This window comes from Enterobacter cloacae complex sp. IR5418 (genome assembly GCF_049238105.1).
In the GTDB taxonomy this organism is placed as follows: domain Bacteria; phylum Pseudomonadota; class Gammaproteobacteria; order Enterobacterales; family Enterobacteriaceae; genus Enterobacter; species Enterobacter hormaechei.
Genome location: NZ_JBMKHS010000009.1, coordinates 142,287 through 161,295, shown reverse-complemented (window position 1 = coordinate 161,295; position 19,009 = coordinate 142,287). Strand labels below are relative to the sequence as shown.

The following is a 19,009-nucleotide window of genomic DNA, read 5'->3' as shown; positions in this document are numbered from 1 at the left end:
ACGCCAGTACAGGTAGACTTCGCAGTCTCTTTGATACCAACGATTTCAACTTCTTCACCCACTTTGATGATACCGCGCTCTACACGACCGGTAACAACGGTACCACGACCGGAGATGGAGAATACGTCTTCGATTGGCAGCAGGAATGGCTTGTCAATCGCACGCTCTGGTTCTGGGATGTAAGAATCCAGGAAGCCAGCCAGTTCGATGATTTTCGCTTCCCACTCTGCGTCGCCTTCCAGCGCTTTCAGCGCGGAACCACGAACGATTGGGGTGTCGTCGCCTGGGAAATCGTACTGAGACAGCAGTTCACGAACTTCCATCTCTACCAGTTCCAGCAGCTCTTCGTCATCAACCATGTCGCATTTGTTCAGGAACACGATGATGTAAGGAACGCCTACCTGACGACCCAGCAGGATGTGCTCACGGGTCTGAGGCATTGGGCCGTCAGTCGCAGCAACAACCAGGATCGCGCCGTCCATCTGCGCAGCACCGGTGATCATGTTTTTAACATAGTCGGCGTGGCCTGGGCAGTCTACGTGTGCGTAGTGGCGAGTCGGGGTGTCATACTCAACGTGAGAGGTGTTGATGGTGATACCACGAGCTTTTTCTTCTGGTGCGTTATCGATCTGGTCGAAAGCACGAGCAGCACCGCCGTAGGTTTTAGCCAGTACGGTAGTGATTGCAGCGGTCAGCGTTGTTTTACCATGGTCAACGTGGCCGATAGTACCGACGTTAACGTGCGGTTTTGTACGTTCAAACTTTTCTTTAGACATCGATTGTCCCTCTAAGACACGGATAAATCGGTGATATCACCACATCAACCAGGCGAAAATGCCTGAACTGTTGAATACATTTACATTGAAACAGAGAGAAAGGGAGGGAGAAGTGAAGTGGTGCTGATACCCAGAGTCGAACTGGGGACCTCACCCTTACCAAGGGTGCGCTCTACCAACTGAGCCATATCAGCACGTATTGGAGCGGGCAGCGGGAATCGAACCCGCATCATCAGCTTGGAAGGCTGAGGTAATAGCCATTATACGATGCCCGCATCCTGAAACTCGGCTACCCAGTTCTTTCTGCAACAAAAAAAGAGATTTCTCTCTTTTCTGTTCGAGCTGGTCAATTTTTCCAACCAGCTCCGGCGGCGTTGACGCTGCCAGAAAGTGGTGGTGGGGGAAGGATTCGAACCTTCGAAGTCTGTGACGGCAGATTTACAGTCTGCTCCCTTTGGCCGCTCGGGAACCCCACCGGACTTGATGGTGCCGACTACCGGAATCGAACTGGTGACCTACTGATTACAAGTCAGTTGCTCTACCTACTGAGCTAAGTCGGCATCAAGTAGCGCGCATTCTATGGAGACCTGCGCAGTCATGCAACTAAAAAATTGCATAAAACGTTCTTTCGCTCACATTTTATTCGAAACCAGGGCTAACCGCTGTAAATTCATCCGCTCGCGATTAAAAATTCAACATGAACGCCTGATTTCGGCACGCTATAGCCCCAGGTGATGCCTGCCCGGTTAAGCATCGCTTTCCCATATTTTTTCTTATTATTCCTCTCATCTGGTGTTAACCTCCTGCCCATTGTCCAAAATTAACTATGTGATGAGCCCGCACCCGCCGTTTCGTGATGGTTCACAGAAGCATGCTTATGAGCAAAAAAGAGCAAACGTTAATGACGCCCTATCTTCAGTTTAACCGTAGCCAGTGGGCAGCCCTGCGTGACTCCGTCCCTATGACACTGACGGAAGGTGAAATCGCAAGGCTAAAAGGGATAAACGAAGATCTCTCCCTGGAAGAGGTGGCAGAAATCTATCTCCCCCTCTCTCGCTTGCTTAACTTCTATATCAGCTCCAATTTGCGTCGTCAGGCCGTACTGGAACAGTTCCTCGGCACGAACGGTCAACGTATTCCTTATATCATTAGTATTGCGGGTAGCGTGGCAGTGGGTAAAAGCACCACCGCGCGCGTACTACAGGCGCTGCTGAGCCGCTGGCCGGAACACCGCAGCGTGGAGTTGATCACCACCGACGGCTTCCTGCATCCCAACGAGGTGTTAAAAGAACGCGGCCTGATGAAAAAGAAGGGCTTCCCGCTCTCTTATGATATGCACCGCCTGGTAAAGTTTGTCTCTGATTTAAAATCAGGCGTGCCGCACGTTACCGCGCCGGTCTACTCGCATCTGATCTACGACCGCATCCCGGATGGCGACAAAACGGTTGTGCAGCCCGACATCCTGATTCTGGAAGGGTTAAACGTCCTGCAAAGCGGGATGGATTACCCTCACGACCCGCATCATGTGTTTGTCTCTGACTTTGTCGATTTCTCAATTTATGTCGATGCGCCGGAAGATCTGCTGCAACGCTGGTATATCAACCGCTTCCTGAAGTTCCGCGAAGGCGCGTTCACCGACCCGGATTCCTACTTCCACAACTACGCCCAGCTCTCTGAAGAAGAGGCTATTAACGTGGCGACCGGGCTGTGGAATGAGATCAACTACGTCAACCTCAAAGAGAACATCCTGCCGACGCGCGAACGCGCAAGCCTGATCCTCACCAAGAGTGAGAAACACGCCGTCGACCAGATTCGTTTACGGAAGTAGACCTCAGACGTAAAAAAACCGGCTTATCGCCGGTTTTTTCTTTATGCATGCGGCTTTTCGCCGTTTTCATCCTGATCGACTGCGAAGCAGGCCACCAGCTGTCCATTATAATCCTTCAGCTGTGGCTGCAACTGCGTACACGGGCCGAAGCGCCGACGGCAGCGGGCGTTGAACGCACATCCCGGCGGCGGGTTAAGCGGGCTTGGCAACTCGCCGGTCAGCTTAATGCGCTCACGACGGTCATCCGGGTTAAGCCGCGGCGTCGCAGACAGCAGCGCCTGCGTATACGGATGACGCGGGTTAGTAAAGATCTGATCTTTCGTCCCCTTCTCCACGCAGCGTCCCAGATACATCACCATCACCTCATCGGCAATGTGCTCGACCACGGACAGATCGTGGGAGATGAAAACGTACGACAGCCCAAGATCCTGCTGTAAATCCATCATCAGGTTGAGCACCTGCGCGCGAACGGACACATCGAGCGCTGAGACCGGCTCATCGGCAATCACCACGTCCGGGTCAAGCATCAGCCCACGGGCGATGGCAATACGCTGACGCTGACCGCCAGAGAACATATGCGGGTAGCGATCGTAATGCTCGGTTTTAAGCCCCACCTTCGCCATCATCGCCAGCGCTTTTTCACGACGCTGCTCTTTGCTCAGATTACTGTTAATCAGCAGCGGCTCTTCCAGAATTTGTCCGACTTTCTTCCGCGGATTCAGAGAGCCGTACGGATTCTGAAACACGATCTGGATTTTCTGACGACGCAGTTTCTGCGCCTGCGGATCGTGCTTGAGCAGATCCTGGCCCTGATAGTAAAGCTCGCCGCCGGTTGGCGTTTCAATCATCGTCAGCAGACGGCCCAGCGTGGATTTTCCACAGCCCGACTCCCCGACGACTGCCAGCGTTTTACCGCGTTCAAGGCTGAAGGAGACGCCGTCCAGTGCTTTCACCAGGCGCTCAGGGGCAAAGATCCCCTTCTTCACCGGGTAATGTTTTTTCAGGTCGATAGCCTGCAACAGCGGTTGTTGCGTGGTGGCCTGGTGCGTACTCATAGTGTTGGCCTCCCGGCATCATCGAGTGGGTAGTGGCATTTAGACTGACGACCGTCAGCAAGCTGGTTCAGCTCTGGCTCTTCTGCGCGGCACTTATCCGTGGCATACGGACAGCGCGGATTGAGCAGACAGCCCTGCGGACGGTCGTATTTACCCGGAACCACGCCCGGCAGTGATGCCAGACGCGCTTTGTCCTGAGCAAACTCCGGCAGTGCACGCAGCAACGCCTGCGTATATGGATGACGCGGTGCACGGAAGATATCGTGCGAGCTTCCGGTTTCCACCACCTGGCCCGCGTACATCACAATGATTTTGTGTGCCGCTTCCGCCACCAGCGCCAGGTCATGCGTAATCAGCACCAGCGCCATATTCTCTTTCTGCTGCAATTCCAGCAGCAGCTCGATGATTTGCGCCTGGATGGTCACGTCCAGCGCGGTTGTTGGTTCATCCGCAATCAGCAGTTTTGGTCGACAGGCAATCGCCATGGCGATCATCACGCGCTGGCTCATCCCGCCGGAAAGCTGATGCGGGTAAACTTCCAGACGCGACGCCGGATCGGGAATACCCACCTGCGTCAGCAGATCGATAGCACGCTGGCGACGGGTTTTCTTGTTACCGCCCTGATGCACCTTAATGGCTTCCATAATCTGGAAACCGACGGTGTAGCACGGGTTCAGGCTGGTCATAGGGTCCTGGAAGATCATCGCCACTTCCGCGCCCACCAGCTGGCGGCGCTGTTTTTCGGAAATGCGCTTCAGATCCTGGCCGTTAAACTCCAGATTTTCCGCCATCACGCGGCCCGGGTAGTCAATCAGCCCCATAATCGCCAGCGAACTCACTGACTTACCGGAGCCAGACTCGCCTACAATCCCGACCACTTCACCCTGATTTACGCTGTAGCTAATGCGGTCCACGGCGCGAAACTCAGTGCCAACGTCACCGAAGTGCACGGATAATTTATCTACATTTAATAACGCCATCTCGTGCCTCTTACTGCTTCAGTTTGGGATCAAGTGCATCACGCAGACCATCACCCATCAGGTTAAATGCCAGCACCGTCAGCAGAATCGCCAGACCCGGGAAGGTGACGACCCACCAGGCGCTTTGTGCGAACTGCAACACGTCGGAGAGCATGGTGCCCCACTCCGGTGTTGGCGGCTGCGCACCCATGCCAAGGAAGCCAAGAGCGGCCATATCGAGAATGGCGTTAGAGAAACCGAGCGACGCCTGAACAATCAGCGGCGCAAGGCAGTTTGGGAAGATATTGATAAACATCTGACGCATCGCACCGGCACCCGCCACGCGCGAGGCGGTAACGTAATCGCGGTTAACTTCCACCAGCACCGCCGCACGAGTCAGACGCACGTAGTGCGGTAGCGCAACAAACGTCAGCGCAAGCGCGGCGTTACCAATCGACGGGCCAAAGATCGCCACCAGCACCAGTGCCAGCAGCAGGCTTGGCAATGCCAGCATAATGTCGACAACGCGCATGATGATGTTATCAACGATGCCGCCGAAGTAGCCCGCCACGAGGCCGAGTACGATCCCCATGATCAGCGACAGAACGACAACGAGGCAGCCAACCAGCAGCGACAGGCGTGCGCCATACATCAGGCGCGACAGCACATCGCGGCCCACGTCATCGGTGCCCAGCAGATGCGTCAGGCTTCCGCCATCCTGCCATGCAGGAGGTGCCAGCAGCGCATCGCGGAACTGATCCGCCGGGTTATACGGCGCGAGAACGTTCGCAAACACCGCAATCAGGATCATGATGGAAACATACACCAGCCCGACGACCGCGCCTTTGTTGCGCTTGAAGTAGTGCCAGAACTCCTGCATCGGCGTCATTGGCACCGGTGCGGTAACCACTTTATTTTGAGTAACTTGTGACATGATGGCCCCTTACTTCTTATGACGAATACGCGGGTTCACCACGCCGTACAGCAAATCGACCAGCAGGTTGACGAGGATAATCATCGTCGCGACCAGCAGTACACCACCCTGCACCACCGGATAGTCACGGCGTTGCAGCGCATCAATCAGCCAGCGTCCAAGCCCCGGCCAGGAGAAGATGGTTTCGGTCAGGATCGCCCCCGCCAGCAGCGTACCTACCTGCAAACCGATAACGGTCACCACCGGCAGCATGGCGTTACGCAGGGCATGAATGATGATGACGCGCATACGGGTCAGGCCTTTGGCCCGGGCAGTACGAATATAATCTTCGCCCAGCACTTCCAGCATGGAAGAACGGGTCATACGCACGATCACCGCCAGAGGGATGGTGCCCAGCACCATTGCAGGCAGGATCATGTGCGCAACCGCATCAATGAAGTTACCCTCTTCGCCCCAGATCGCCGTATCAATCAGCATAAAGCCGGTTAACGGGTTGGTGTCGTCAAGGAAGACCATATCGCTGACGCGACCGGAAACCGGCGTCAGGTTCCATTGCACCGAGACCAGCATGATCAGCATCATGCCCCACCAGAAGATAGGCATGGAGTAGCCGGTCAGTGCCAGGCCAACGGCGGTGTGGTCGAAAATAGAGCCACGCTTAACGGCAGCCAGTACGCCAACGGGAATACCCACCGCAGTCGCGAAGATCATGGCGCAGATACCGAGTTCCAGCGTCGCTTTAAAACGCGGTACAAACTCGTCCCACACCGGAAGACGGCTTTTCAATGAAATCCCTAAATCGCCGTGTAACACGCCCCAGATATAGTGGAGGTACTGCTGCCACATCGGCTTATCAAGGCCGAGTTCAGCCAGCAGTTGCGCATGACGTTCAGGGGAGATACCACGCTCGCCCGCCATAATCATCACCGGGTCACCCGGGATCATATGGACGAAGGCAAAAGTGAGAAGGGTGATACCGATAAACGTCGGGATAACCAGTCCCAGACGTCGGAGGATGAACTGCAACATAACCCGGATTCTCTCTGATGACGCACGCCTTGTAGCGTGACGTCTGTATTGCTCACAAATCTTATTCCCTCCCCTTTCAGAGTGGGAATAAAGCACTGCTGCCGGGTGGCGCGACGCTTACCCGGCCTACATACCGTAGGCCAGTGCAAGCGCAGCGCCGCCTGGCGTTGCTTTTAATTATTCAACAGACACGTTTTCGAAGTGGTGTTTGCCCAGTGGATCAACCACGTAGCCCTTCACTTCTTTACGCACTGGCTCGTACACGGTGGAGTGAGCAACAATCAATGCCGGAGCCTGATCGTGCATAACTACCTGCGCTTGCTTGTACAGTTCGATACGTTTGTTGTGATCGTCGGTCGCACGCGCCGGCTGGATCAGGTCTTCAAACGGTTTGTAGCACCAGCGAGAGTAGTTGGAACCGTCTTTCGCTGCCGCACAGCTGAACAGGGTTGCGAAGAAGTTGTCCGGATCCCCGTTGTCGCCGGTCCAGCCCATCATGACAGCCTGGTGTTCACCCGCTTTGGCGCGCTTCAGGTACTCGCCCCACTCGTAGGTCACAATCTTGGCCTGTACGCCAATCTTCGCCCAGTCAGCCTGAACCATTTCCGCCATACGACGTGCGTTCGGGTTGTAAGGACGCTGTACCGGCATCGCCCACAGCTCAACGGTGAAGCCTTTATCCTGACCGGCTTCTTTCAGCAGCGCTTTCGCTTTCTCAGGATCGTAGGTGTAGTCCTTGATGTCGTCGTTATAGCCCCACATGGTTGGTGGGATCAGGTTCTTGGCCGCAACGCCTGCGCCCTGGTAAACGGCTTTGATGATCGCTTCTTTGTTCACCGCGTAGGTCAGCGCCTGACGCACTTTCACGTCATCGAACGGTTTCTTCTCAGTGTTGAAGGAGAGATAACCCACGTTCAGGCCCGCCTGCTCCAGCAGGTTGATATTTTTGTCCTGCTTCATGCGCGCGATGTCAGCCGGGTTTGGATACGGCATCACCTGACATTCGTTTTTCTGCAATTTTGCGTAACGCACGGAGGCGTCAGGCGTGATGGAGAAGACCAGGCGGTCAATCTGCGGCTTGGTGCCCCAGTAGCCCGGGAAGGCTTTATACAGAATACGGGAATCTTTCTGGTACTGAAGCAGCTGGAACGGGCCGGTACCGATTGGGTTCAGGTCCACTTTTTCCGGCGTGCCGGCTTTCAGCATGTTGTCCGCGTACTCTTTCGAGAGAATAGAGGCAAAGTCCATCGCCAGGTCAGCCAGGAATGGCGCTTCCGGACGCGTCAGCACGAACTGAACGGTTTTATCGTCCACTTTTTTCACTTCAGCGATCAGGTCTGGCAGACCCATCCCTTCGAAGTATTCATAGCTGCCGCCAGACACTTTATGGTACGGGTTCTGGGCATTTTTCTGACGGTCGAAGGAGAACACGACGTCGTCGGCATTAAAGTCGCGCGTAGGTTTAAATTCTTTGCTGTCCTGCCACTTCACGCCCTGGCGCAGGTGGAAAGTATAGGTTTTACCGTCTTCGCTGACGTCCCACTTCTCAGCCAGGCCAGGAATCACTTCCGTGGTGCCGGTTTTAAATTCAACCAGACGGTTATAGATCGGTACAGAGCTTGCATCGTAAGTCGTACCAGAGGTAAAGAGCTGTGGGTTAAAGCCTTCCGGAGAGCCTTCAGAACAGTAAACCAGGGTTTTTGCCTGTACGCTTGCTGCGACGGTCATGGCCACCAGGCTCAGACCAAGCTTCAGCATCCCTGACTTCTTCAAGGAAATACTCATTATTGTGCTCCAATGTGATGTTTTGCTTTGTTGTGTTACGCCGCCTGACCTTTATTTATTTTTTACCCGGTCCGGTCGGTGATGCCCGAAGGCGTTAAAAGGGATAGAGAATCCTTTCAGAAGAGCGTTTGAGTTGCAGCGCAGATCCTCCCTGAAATGCCCCTCGTGCCCTACAATCTGTCAACAGAATGTGAAAACGTCAATACAGGTGGCGGGGATTTACGTGGAGTGTGAGAAACCGCAAACAAAGATTAAAAAAACCCTGACAGTAAGTTTTCAGCAGAGAAATTTATGCTACTCGCCATGATGCAGCACAATTATCTTCATATTTCGCAACACTCAGTGATTAAGTTTTATTCAGAATGGGTAAACTTTCTTACAGAATGGTGATTATCTGAGCACTAAATACCGCGAACGTTAAAACGCACAGCGAAAAATGCTGAGGTTATCCATAAGCAACGCGAAAAAAGATCAAACTATATATAAAAAAATACAATGGATTATGTCACAAAACCGCAAGCAGGCAGGGGGAAGCAGGGCTAAGGGGTATTTTGAGGACTCGTGCGGGGTAACGCGTTAATGCAAAAAGGGCTAACCTTGCGGTTAGCCCTTTTCAGAATGTGGTCGGCGAGAGAGGATTCGAACCTCCGACCCACTGGTCCCAAACCAGTTGCGCTACCAAGCTGCGCTACTCGCCGAATGCGGAGCGCATCTTACTGCTGAGGTGCGCCCCCGTCAATCCCTTATTTTCAAAAAGCCATTCAACTGGCGATATTCTCGCCAGACCAGCTATTGCGCGGCTTTTGTGGTGTTATCAGGGAGTTTACACCAGTTGTTATTTTCGTTAATGCCACCGTTCGGTGAGGTATAGCCGAGACAGCCCATAATGGTGTCATACAGCTCAACGTGACGGCGCGGAACCTTGATCTCTGCCTGCTGCTTCAGATGGGCAAACATTTTGGCTTTGCCCGGGTTTTCAAGGTACTTATCCGACATCCACATGATCATCGGCACGCGGAACTGCTCCGGCGGGGCCAGCTTACGCGGCGTGCCGTGCAGATGCTCTTTCTCGTTGATGGACTCGCCGTGATCGGCCGCGTAGATCACAATCGCTTTCTTATCGCGAAGCTGGTCGATCACCCGGCTGAGGAAGGTATCCACATACAGAATCGAGTTATCATAGGCATTGATCAGCTCCTGCTTGCTACAGTTCTTGTTAATGCCGACACACTCAGGCGTCCATTTGGCGAAATCGCGCGTATAACGCTGATAGTAGCTGTAGTGTGACCCTTTGGTATGCAGAACAATAAGGTGCTTACCCTTCGGATGGTTTTTCAGCGACTGTTCCATCTCAGAGAGCAGCAGCATGTCATCAACGTTCTTTCCGCGGTTACGCGGCTCGGCGCCAATCTGCTCACGATAGGCGATGTTATCCGCCATGGTGTTGGTGTAGAACCACATCTCACTTTGCATGGCGAACAGATCGGAGCTAAATCCAAGCTGCTTCAGAACAGCAAACACGTTTTGCTCTTTTAGCGTGCGTTGTGGGTTATCACTCGCACCGCCCTCACGCACAAACATACAGCGCAACGAGAGCTTCGTGGCGGTATCGCAGGAGTAGCCGCGGTAAGCCACCAGATTTTTTTCCTGCGCCAGTTTTGGGGTGGTATCGCGGTCATAACCGAGAAGCCCCATATGATCCCAGCGCGTCGTTTCGCCGATAACAAAGACCACGTAAGTATCATCCAGCCCATCCGCCGGAGCCTGGTAGGTGAACTTTTTGGTCGGGTTAATCAGCGATTTTACATCGCTGGACTCGTCCGCCTGTGCCCAGGCATACAGCCCTAACGCGGACAGCCAGTTAGACGGCAGATACGAGTTAGCCACCACGCCGCCGTAGCTTGGCATATCCACACCCGTCGCTTTTTCGATACGTTTTTGCTGTTTTTCCATCAGGCGAATCGGCGCCCACACCAGCAGACCCGCCAGGAGAACGACGGCGACGTTGCGAATGCGCTGCCCACGAGTGCGCAGCTGGCGTAACAGGGTATAGCGGCAGGTATTACTCCAGATAAAGAAGAGCGGAACCAGGCAGGTCAAAATCGTCCACATGATAAACCCTTGTCCCACCACCTCTTTCGAGAGGTCGATGTCCGTGGTCATCACCGAAGCAACAATACCGTAGCCAATGACCACGTTCATGAACGTCATGTAATAGCTGGCGGCGGCGGAGATAATCACCACCAGCGAGGCCAGAATTTGCCATGTGCGACGGCCAAAGAGAGAAAGCAGGCGTAACAGGAAGAAAGTGGCCAGAATTGAGCCAAACACTTCAATCGCGGCGAAAATCCCGTTTCTTACGGTGAGGTGTTCAAAATAACCTTCCACTCTTCTGAACAGCACCGCGCCATTCAGAAACAAACCGATATAGACAGCCAGCATCAGACACAATCTTTGCTGGGTAAGAGATCTAATATATTTCATGCAAACAACCCTGGGGGAAGGGGTATAAAGACCCGCCGAATCTCGTTGAGAAAGCTGACAGAGTAAGTAGGTGCGAGAGAAACCGTTATCAGAAACGTCTACAAGCGCGATAAGTAGACCACAGTGGGGAAGAAAAGTGGCAGCAGAGAGTGTGATCGATGAAGATTTTTACAAAAAATCAGCGTCTGGAGAAGCAGCGCGCTGATGCAACCCCGCAAAATGGGCAAAGGGCCAGCGAACCGGCCCTCCTGGATTACTCATATTCGACGCTAAAATTCACTGTCGCATTTGCCGCGCCCACGGTGGCATCCGGTTTAACAGGCACATAGCTGGCGATGTAATTCAGCTTGTTCGTACCATCAAACCAGACGACATGCTCCACGGGTGTAGAATCGGTACTGGAGGGGGACTGCTGCACCCCGCCCGACGTTTTGATTTTTAACGCCACGCCCGTCGCCCCCCCGCTGTCCAGCGCAAAGAGTGAGGAGTTAGTCACATCTGGCGTACCGTCCATCTTGACGTAGGCCTTCGTGGCATACGCGCAGTCTTTTAAGCCGATACTAAAGCTTTTCTGATTCAACTCCTTACCCACTTTTATCGGGCGCTGAAGCACCACGGTATCCATATCGACGTCAATACTGTCCCTTTCCAGCTCACAGGTGGCCGCCTTAATGATAATAGAAAAGTGAATATCGCCTGCGGAACCGATATTCGTCGGTGCCGCCATCGCTGAGGTGGTAAGCAGCAAACACGCTGGCAAAAACCTATTAAGGGTATTCATCCGGCTTACTCCACATCGATACGCATGGTGGCGATCCCTTCGAACTCCCCGGCGGCCGGCAATTTGCCGGTGGTGCTAATAGGGTAAGCCGAAATGGTCGTCGAGGCGGTGCGGTGCGTATCATCATCCAGCGCAGATACGCTCAGTTCCTGATTAACACTGGTGTCATTTGGCACCAAAATCTTACCGTTCGCGCCCTCAATGACAGCGCCGATATCCGGATTGCCCATGTCAATGGCATTCGAATCATTGGCGTTTGGCATTCCCTCAATACGCAGGAAGATCTTAACGCCATCGGCAATATTGGTGCATTTAAACTGTAGCTCTTTGGTTAATTTCTTGCCGTTCTTTGCAATTTGCCCTTTGCGATCTTTAAAATCACTGGCCTTAAATTCGCCAAAGGGGATTTCCAGCGTGCTACCGCTGGAGAGTTCGCATCCCTGAGGCACAATTATATGGCCACTAAAAAATACGCTAGTCAATGGAACCGCACTGTAGACTCCCGCTGTAGTGGTTCCAAAAATATCCAATAGCCTTGTACTGGGTATAGTCATCTCACCAACGAAAGGATGATTAATATAAAGGGAGAGCTTTCCTCTACTTCCGGTCCCCCAGCCTCCATCCTTCCCATCCACATCGCAACCCACTCGGCTCATAGTCAGATTATCGATATTCTCAAATGGTACTGAGAAGTATTTCTCCACGTTACCTTCTATCCAGACATCGGCAGAAATCTGGATATTATCATTGATAATATAGTATTCCCTTTCTCCTTCGCTGTGACCTACGGGGAGAGGTGAGCTAGCCTTGAACAGGACGGTGGTGGGAGCCTTGCCAGGCGGGCATTCACATGTCGCTTTATACGACCCACCTAAATCCCATGACCAAAAGTCGCGGAATACCGTCCCTGAAGCATTCTTTGACGTATCGGTGATGGTTTTCTCCAGCACTGCTGAATAAGTGTGGGGAGTGTCTGGGGTACACGGTCCCCAATCCGCTGCCGCCAGCGCCTGTCCTGAAACCAGCGCAGTTCCGCCCAGCAGGCCCGCAAACATCATTATTTTTTTCAACATACTCGTATCCTTCCCTGTTACCGGCAGACGGCATTCGCCATCACCACGCCGGTATTCTCCTGTTGTTCCGGCAGCGTAAACGCCACGCGACATTGCTGTGCCTGGTCTTTACCCCAGTTAACCTGAAGTGCACCTTTCTCCGGCATCCCGCTGATATAAAGCTGTCCGTCTTCACCCACGATACTGCTGGACTCTTTTTTGGTATCCAGCAACGTGGCGGTCGCACCAAACGGCACCGCTTTGCCATTGGCCTGCGTCAGGGTCATTAGCACGCGATAGCCCACGCGGGTGTCGAAGCGTGCCCGGACGATGGCACCGCGCGTTGGCACCACATTGACGGAGGCGGTGTCCAGATCAACCTGATTGTTCAGGCTGTCGCTTCGCAGTGAGACTTCCGTTTCACGGTACGGTGTGAGGTACGGCACCACCGCGTTACCCATCCAGTCCACTTCCACGCCGCCGTTGTTGATGACGTGCGCACCGCGCGCGCCCGGCGCAGAGATAATGGCCATTGACTCGCCCAGCGGTTGAGAAAGCGTAATGCCTTCACTGTGGGCAATCACGCCGCCGCGCAGACCGTAGTTCACCTGCTGGCCGTCGCGGTTGTAGTTGTAACCCAGGCTGGCATTCCCGACGCCGCCCTGGTAATCCAGGTTCACGCTGCCGCTGTTACCCTCGCCGTTGCTGCCGTAGCCTTCCTGCACGCTATAGTTCAGGTTGCGGTCTTCCAGCGCGGCACCGCTGACGCCCAGTTGCTGGTTGGTACGGCCATGCTGATCGGTGGTGAGATGGTAGTTACTCCACATACGTCCCAGCGGAATCGACATGGAGAATGACAGCAGACGATCGCTCTCATCCCACTCCGGGCTTTTCGTCCAGGTGTAGGCGATGCTGTAGTTCACGCGCCCAATACGGCCGTTGTAGCCAGCGTTCAGCGAGCGTTGTTTACCTTCATCATTCCAGTAGTCCTGCTGCGTGACGTTAAAATAGACCGAGCCCCAGGTACCCAGTTGCTGCGTCACGTTGCCCTGAATCTGGCTACGCTTGTGGTACTGGCTATACGAGCTGTCCGCATCGCTGCGTACATCCGTCGCTTCCTGGAAGGTGTAGTAGCCGCTGGTCGAATATTTGTAACCCAGCAGACGGAAATCGGTACCGCTGTTGAAGCTCTTGGAGTAGAGGAAGCGGTAAGACTGACCTTCCGACTTTTCGTCATTTGCCAGATTGCTTTTCGCCTGAGTCACGTCGATGGAGACCGCACCGATGTAACCGAAGTTTTTACCTAAGCCACCCGCCAGCGAGTAATAGTCGTCGGAAAAGATCGACCCGCCGTAAACGGTAAAGCCGTACGGCAGACCGTACATGGCATCCAGCTGCCAGAACTTCGGCTCGGCGCTGTCATAGTTCCCGGCACGGTATTCCCCTGCGGAGAGGCTGTACTTCAGATGGCCTTCACGCTGGAGGATCGCCACCGCGGAGAACGGTTGAACGAACTTCTGCTCGCTGCCGTCCGCCTCTTTGATGGTAACCGTCAGGTCGCCGCTGTTTGAGGTGGGGTACAGGTCATTAATTTCAAACGCACCCGGCTGAACAAACGTGCGGTAAATAACGTAGTTGTTCTGCTCAACGGTCACTTCGGCGCTACTTTTGGCAATACCGCGGATCACCGGCGCAAACCCGCGCTGGCTGTCAGGCAGCATCTCTTCGTCGGAGGTTAGCTGTGCGCCGCGCATCTGAATGCTGTCAAAAATATCACCGGACGTTGAGGTGTCCCCCAGCGTCAACTGTGATTTCAACGGCACAATGGCACGGCTTAACGAGGTGCCGATGTTATCCCATCGGTTATCGCCATCGTTTCGCGTCCAGGTACTGTAGTTACGTAACCGCCACGCCCCCAGGTTCACGCCGCTGCGCAGGTTCAGGTAGTAGCTGTCGCTGCTATAGCTGGAATCGCTGTCATGTGCGTCATAGCTGGCATTGCTACCGGTGAAGTTATAATCCACCAGCAGGGCGTTCACCCCTTCGTCCCACTGCGATTCTGGCACCGTACCGCGCGCGGTCTGTCTCATCGCGGCCTGTGGGAAACTCATGATCAATGTCTGGTCCGCAAAATCGAAATGGCTGGCAGCCTGAGGAATAATGTCGTCAAAAGCAACGCAGGCTTCCGGCGGCGCCATTTTCAGCGCCGGAAAGCTCTCAATACGCACGCCCATATCCTCAAGCTGCACACGACTCAAGCACGGCACGAGGGACTCACCCATTTTTGTGCGCTGCGCCTCTGTCGCGGCCTTAAACTCCAGGGTGCGAGACTCCATTTTTTTATCGTTGACCACCACCGACACGCGGTATTTACCCGGTAGCTGTTCGGCTTTACTGGATTCATACATTGAAAGGTCAACGTGCTGCTCAATACCCGGCACATCCTCCAGAAAGCGCGGATTAAATTTTCCTGCATATACGGGGAGCGTACCCGCAATCATCAGCGCAAGCGCAGACAGCGGGAAACGCGGGGTCTTATTGACCAGAGGAAGATGCGTCCATGGCATAGTAATAAACCTTTAAAACGTGTTAATTAACGCGCTGTGTAAGCATGTCGCCAGCGGTACCGAAGTCATTAATAATGTTGTATTTAACTTCGCTTACCTTACCGGTGCCGGCTGGCAGTTCGATATTCAAAGAGCCTTTTGCCGGAACCATTCCCGTTTTTTCAATATTGCGACCGTTGGCGTAAAATTTATTAAACGTCAGGTTAAAGGCGGATGGGTTTTCCACTTTGATCTGGTTAGCCCCTGCGCTTGTAAACTTCAGTTTGCTCCAGCCGTCCATGCTATTGCCTTTCAGGCCCGCCGGGCGATAGAACAGTTTTAAGCGGGTACGCACGGCAATTTGCAGCACGTTTTTATCCTCTGCGTTTTCACTTTTGGCAGGAATCGCTTTCACGTTAACCCAGTAAACAGATTCACGATCCTGCGGTAACGCATTAGACGTATTCACAATACGTAAGACGTTATTTTTCGTCGGATTTAATTTAAATAACGGTGGGGTGATGATAAATGGCGTTTTTTTATTACCGTTAGCATCATCAATCCAGGACTGGATAAGAAATTCGTCCGTGGTGCTTTTATTGTTGACCGTCAGAGAAGCTTTCTTTCTGCTGCCGTCATAAATAACGCGTGTGCTGCTTAATGCCACGCCGCCTGCAAAACTGTTTTGAGCAATCAGCGCCAGCGCCAGTGCTGCGCAAGATATCAAACGTGAGCGGTTCATGATTCTCTCCCTGAGTCTCCGCTGGAAAAAATGGCAACGGGGTTTCCGTTGCCATTGTGATTGTCTGTACTAATGACAATTCGATTATTCGTAAGACAGGTTGAAGTCTACTTCTGCGTTACCGTAACCGGTGGTGACAGCCGCTTTGGTTGCAACATAGTTAGCGGTGTAGTACAGCACGGTCTGGCCAGCAGACAGCGTGGTGGTGGATTTACCGCTGTTCATATCAACCAGCTTGTTTGCGTTGTCGTAGATACCAATACCCACACCAGATGCCGCGCCAGCTTCAGTGCTAACAGAAACCAGTTTTGCGTCGTCTGCATCCGCTACGCCAGTGAAGTTGACGTTAACTTTGGTTTTGCTGGAGATATCGCAGTCTTCCAGTTTGATCTGGAATGGTTTGGAAACAGATTTGTCGCCAACCGCTTTGAAGACAGTTTTCTTAACCTGACCCAGCACAACTTCCTGGTTCTGAGAGTCAGTAGAAACGACGCATGGTGCGTCAACGATTTCACCGGTGAATTTAACGGTGCCGTCACCAGAATCAGCCGCGAAAGCGGAAGTGGAAACTACAGCGAGAGCAGACAGTGCAAAAACAACCTTTTTCATTAAAAACTCCATTTATGTCGAAAGATGACAGAATACATCCTTAGGAATAACCTGCATTCCGTGAGGGAATGGAGCATATAGAGAGAGGGTCAGATTTTAAAATTAGATTAAGTAAAACTACCTTTCAGCAGGACTTAAAGTAATAAAAATCATAAAGCTATGAGGTAGCGCACATCCACAAAAGTTATATTCGGAATAAATCAATATAATTAATATATTGTTTTTTCTAATTCATAAAGTATTGGAATGTTTTCCCTTATTTATCGGGCGGCTGGTAGATTATAATTTATTATGTCTTTATGCTAAAAAAAGCGCCCGATGGGCGCTTTTTTACAACAGATTTATCATGCATGTGCTTCGCTTAACACTTCACGCTGCGGCTGACGAATCGTGGTAGACAGCGCCAGCGAAATAATCAGCAGGGCAAATATCACACAGAAGGTCACATAGAAGCCGCCGAACAGCGAGGCAATCAGCGAACCGCAAATACTGCCGATGCCGAAGCCGAGATAAATCACGCCGTAGTTTTTCGCCAGGTTATTCAGGCCAAAGAACTCGCTCACCAGTGACGGGAAGACGGTAATGGTGCCGCCAAAGTTAAAGGCTACGCAGGCAATCGCCGCAAAGAATGTCGCCTCATTCAGCGGAGCGAACAGCAGCGCCGCCATCCCCACCAGCGAGATGACCTGCCCCAGCGTAATCACGCGGATCCGGGCGATTTTGTCAGACAGAATACCCAGCACCAGGCGACCCGAGAGGTTTGCGATGGAAATGACCGTTACCGCGTTCGCCGCCGTCGCCGCGTCCAGTTTCACCATGCCCTGCGCGATATCCTTCGCCACGCCGATGACATACAGACCGCTCATGCAGGCCGTCAGGAACATCACCGCCAGCATCCAGTACTGCGGTTTACGCATGGACTGTGCGAGAGTGAAATCATTCTCCACCACGCCGTTAACGGTTTTCACTTCCTGCTGAGGGGCATCTTTCATCAGCGTTGCGCCGAAGAGGATCATCACCAGCACAATCACGCCCCAGATCATAAAGGTTTTCTCAAGCCCCACCGAGGCCAGCAGATGCGCATCGATGAATTTGAACCCGAGGCTGCCCAGGCCATACGAACCAATGGCAAATGCGGAGATAAGTCCTTTACGCTCCGGGAACCACTTCACGCAGTTAGACAGCGTCAGCAGGTAGCCTGCGCCGTCCGCCAGCCCCACCAGCACTCCGGCGCTCAGCCACAGCATCATCAGGTTGTCAGAATGTGCCGTCAGGAAGAAACCCACGCCCAGCAGGATCCCGGAGGCCATGGTCACACGCTTCACGCCGAAGCGCTCCTGAAGTTTGCCCGCCACGGAAGAGGAAATGGCCAGCCCAAGACTCAACAAGCCGAAGGAGAACGCCACCTGGCTTATTGGCGCGCCGAGCTTATCAGACAGGGCGCTGTTAAACAGGCTCCAGGTATAGACCGAGCCCAGTGCGAACTGGGTAACGATGGTGCCAAATAGCGTAAGCCAACGCGTGCGGTTATAAGTTGATTCGTTCATGGCAGTGTCCTGCAAGATAAATTAAGGAAATTCGCTAAGGACACGATAAACAAAACCCCAATACGCCAGGGATAAAACGGCATGAAATGCAGGAGAAACGGAATGAAATGCCTGGAAGCGGGAATGAATGACCTTGCCGGGAAAGAAAACGCTGAAAGGTGAGTGAGTACTATCGCTGCAACCCTCACCGTTATTGTATTAAATATGTTACCGCAGCGTTTAAAAAAGTAACAACCCTAAAATTTGGCGCTTAAGCCCAGGGTATACAAATATTCTTCCTCCGACTGCTGGTTGTAGCTGATCTTCGCCCAGGGGTGTAAATCACCATACTGCGTATCGACACGCCACCCCAACGAGTTCACGCTGGCATGCCAGAGGGGATCGGTAAGCGACTGCGTGGTGGTGGTATCACCAAACGCATTCACCGGTGCGGGGGGCGTGCCATCTGTGCGCCACGCCATTACGGGTCCGGTTGTGAAATGTCCCGCCACGGGAAAATTCCAGCCAACGCTCAGAACGGTTTCCGCATCCGAACCGGAGGGATCGTTCAGGGCAAACCCCGCCGCATTCTGCGAGCGGTTTATACGCTCCGCGAGAATATCTTCATAACGCGGTTGGTGATCGGCGTCCCATGTATAGCGTTCCATCGTATTATTTTGTGCATCTGAAACGATATATTCCTGTTGCCACGCAAAAGCGGTGTTACAAAGAAGCAGGCAGGCTGAGACACCCACCAGGCCAGAAGCAGCATGGCGACCACTGATTTTTTTTAACATCATCAAAGCGACTCCAGAAAGAGCCGAATTCGGCGATATATGTCATTGTTCGAAGAGGTATTAGGGCGTATAGCCCTGTATTAACTATTGTCTCTTTAGCAGACAC

The 19,009-nt window shown here is 53.1% G+C and carries 15 protein-coding genes and 5 tRNA genes; 1 reads left to right on the top strand and 19 read right to left on the bottom strand.

What is annotated here, in order from left to right; all coding sequences use genetic code 11:
* The 5 genes from ACOTX7_RS10050 to ACOTX7_RS10030 all read right to left on the bottom strand — a co-directional run.
* A partial coding sequence (locus ACOTX7_RS10050; protein ID WP_421626074.1) for an elongation factor Tu occupies positions 1-776 on the bottom strand: 776 nt, incomplete at its 3' end.
* 118 nt (positions 777-894) lie between these two features.
* A tRNA-Thr gene (locus ACOTX7_RS10045) sits at positions 895-970 on the bottom strand.
* Between the two features lie 6 nt (positions 971-976).
* Positions 977-1,051, bottom strand: a tRNA-Gly gene (locus ACOTX7_RS10040).
* 116 nt (positions 1,052-1,167) lie between these two features.
* A tRNA-Tyr gene (locus tag ACOTX7_RS10035) sits at positions 1,168-1,252 on the bottom strand.
* An 8-nt stretch (positions 1,253-1,260) separates the two neighbouring features.
* Positions 1,261-1,336 (bottom strand) — tRNA-Thr (locus ACOTX7_RS10030).
* A gap of 317 nt (positions 1,337-1,653) precedes the next feature.
* On the opposite strand from ACOTX7_RS10030, the gene coaA reads away from it, so the two are divergent.
* A complete protein-coding gene (coaA, locus tag ACOTX7_RS10025) occupies positions 1,654-2,604 on the top strand; it encodes a type I pantothenate kinase (RefSeq protein WP_032673708.1) in 951 nt (316 codons plus the stop codon).
* A 41-nt stretch (positions 2,605-2,645) separates the two neighbouring features.
* Here coaA and dppF read toward each other — a convergent pair whose 3' ends face one another.
* From dppF to ACOTX7_RS09955, 14 genes are all read right to left on the bottom strand, one after another.
* Entirely contained in the window at positions 2,646-3,659 is a 1,014-nt protein-coding gene (gene dppF / locus ACOTX7_RS10020; RefSeq protein WP_221256769.1) for a dipeptide ABC transporter ATP-binding subunit DppF, read from the bottom strand.
* The gene (gene dppD, locus ACOTX7_RS10015; RefSeq protein WP_221256768.1) at positions 3,656-4,639 is read right to left on the bottom strand and encodes a dipeptide ABC transporter ATP-binding protein; all 984 of its coding nucleotides are present in this window, start codon (positions 4,637-4,639) and stop codon (positions 3,656-3,658) included. The genes dppF and dppD overlap by 4 nt, the downstream gene beginning before the upstream one ends.
* Before the next feature lie 10 nt (positions 4,640-4,649).
* Entirely contained in the window at positions 4,650-5,552 is a 903-nt protein-coding gene (dppC, locus tag ACOTX7_RS10010; protein WP_006810535.1) for a dipeptide ABC transporter permease DppC, read from the bottom strand.
* A 9-nt stretch (positions 5,553-5,561) separates the two neighbouring features.
* Positions 5,562-6,581 carry a dipeptide ABC transporter permease DppB gene (gene dppB, locus ACOTX7_RS10005; protein WP_006810536.1) on the bottom strand — a complete coding sequence of 340 codons (1,020 nt, stop codon included), beginning with the start codon at positions 6,579-6,581 and terminating at the stop codon, positions 5,562-5,564.
* A gap of 177 nt (positions 6,582-6,758) precedes the next feature.
* Positions 6,759-8,366: a dipeptide ABC transporter periplasmic-binding protein DppA gene (gene dppA / locus ACOTX7_RS10000; RefSeq protein WP_006177809.1), complete on the bottom strand. Its 1,608-nt coding sequence runs from the start codon at positions 8,364-8,366 to the stop codon at positions 6,759-6,761.
* Positions 8,367-8,987: 621 nt separating this feature from the next.
* Positions 8,988-9,064: transfer RNA gene (locus ACOTX7_RS09995), tRNA-Pro, on the bottom strand.
* Positions 9,065-9,155: 91 nt separating this feature from the next.
* On the bottom strand, positions 9,156-10,850 hold the full coding sequence (eptB, locus tag ACOTX7_RS09990) for a kdo(2)-lipid A phosphoethanolamine 7''-transferase (RefSeq protein WP_221256767.1): 1,695 nt from the start codon (positions 10,848-10,850) through the stop codon (positions 9,156-9,158).
* A 253-nt stretch (positions 10,851-11,103) separates the two neighbouring features.
* On the bottom strand, positions 11,104-11,631 hold the full coding sequence (gene lpfE / locus ACOTX7_RS09985) for a long polar fimbrial protein LpfE (RefSeq protein WP_221813417.1): 528 nt from the start codon (positions 11,629-11,631) through the stop codon (positions 11,104-11,106).
* A gap of 5 nt (positions 11,632-11,636) precedes the next feature.
* A complete protein-coding gene (gene lpfD, locus ACOTX7_RS09980; protein ID WP_047355030.1) occupies positions 11,637-12,704 on the bottom strand; it encodes a long polar fimbrial protein LpfD in 1,068 nt (355 codons plus the stop codon).
* Between the two features lie 17 nt (positions 12,705-12,721).
* Positions 12,722-15,250 (bottom strand): outer membrane usher protein LpfC, encoded by a 2,529-nt coding sequence (gene lpfC / locus ACOTX7_RS09975; RefSeq protein WP_006812323.1) that lies wholly within the window; start codon positions 15,248-15,250, stop codon positions 12,722-12,724.
* Positions 15,251-15,272: 22 nt separating this feature from the next.
* The gene (gene lpfB, locus ACOTX7_RS09970) at positions 15,273-15,971 is read right to left on the bottom strand and encodes a long polar fimbrial biogenesis chaperone LpfB (RefSeq protein ID WP_221813415.1); all 699 of its coding nucleotides are present in this window, start codon (positions 15,969-15,971) and stop codon (positions 15,273-15,275) included.
* A gap of 84 nt (positions 15,972-16,055) precedes the next feature.
* Positions 16,056-16,580 (bottom strand): long polar fimbrial major subunit LpfA, encoded by a 525-nt coding sequence (gene lpfA, locus ACOTX7_RS09965; RefSeq protein ID WP_205915152.1) that lies wholly within the window; start codon positions 16,578-16,580, stop codon positions 16,056-16,058.
* A gap of 344 nt (positions 16,581-16,924) precedes the next feature.
* The gene (locus ACOTX7_RS09960) at positions 16,925-18,127 is read right to left on the bottom strand and encodes an L-lactate MFS transporter (protein WP_006812326.1); all 1,203 of its coding nucleotides are present in this window, start codon (positions 18,125-18,127) and stop codon (positions 16,925-16,927) included.
* A 236-nt stretch (positions 18,128-18,363) separates the two neighbouring features.
* Complete coding sequence (locus tag ACOTX7_RS09955) at positions 18,364-18,906, bottom strand: lipase (protein WP_221813413.1); 543 nt, start codon at positions 18,904-18,906, stop codon at positions 18,364-18,366.
* Positions 18,907-19,009 lie beyond the last annotated feature (103 nt).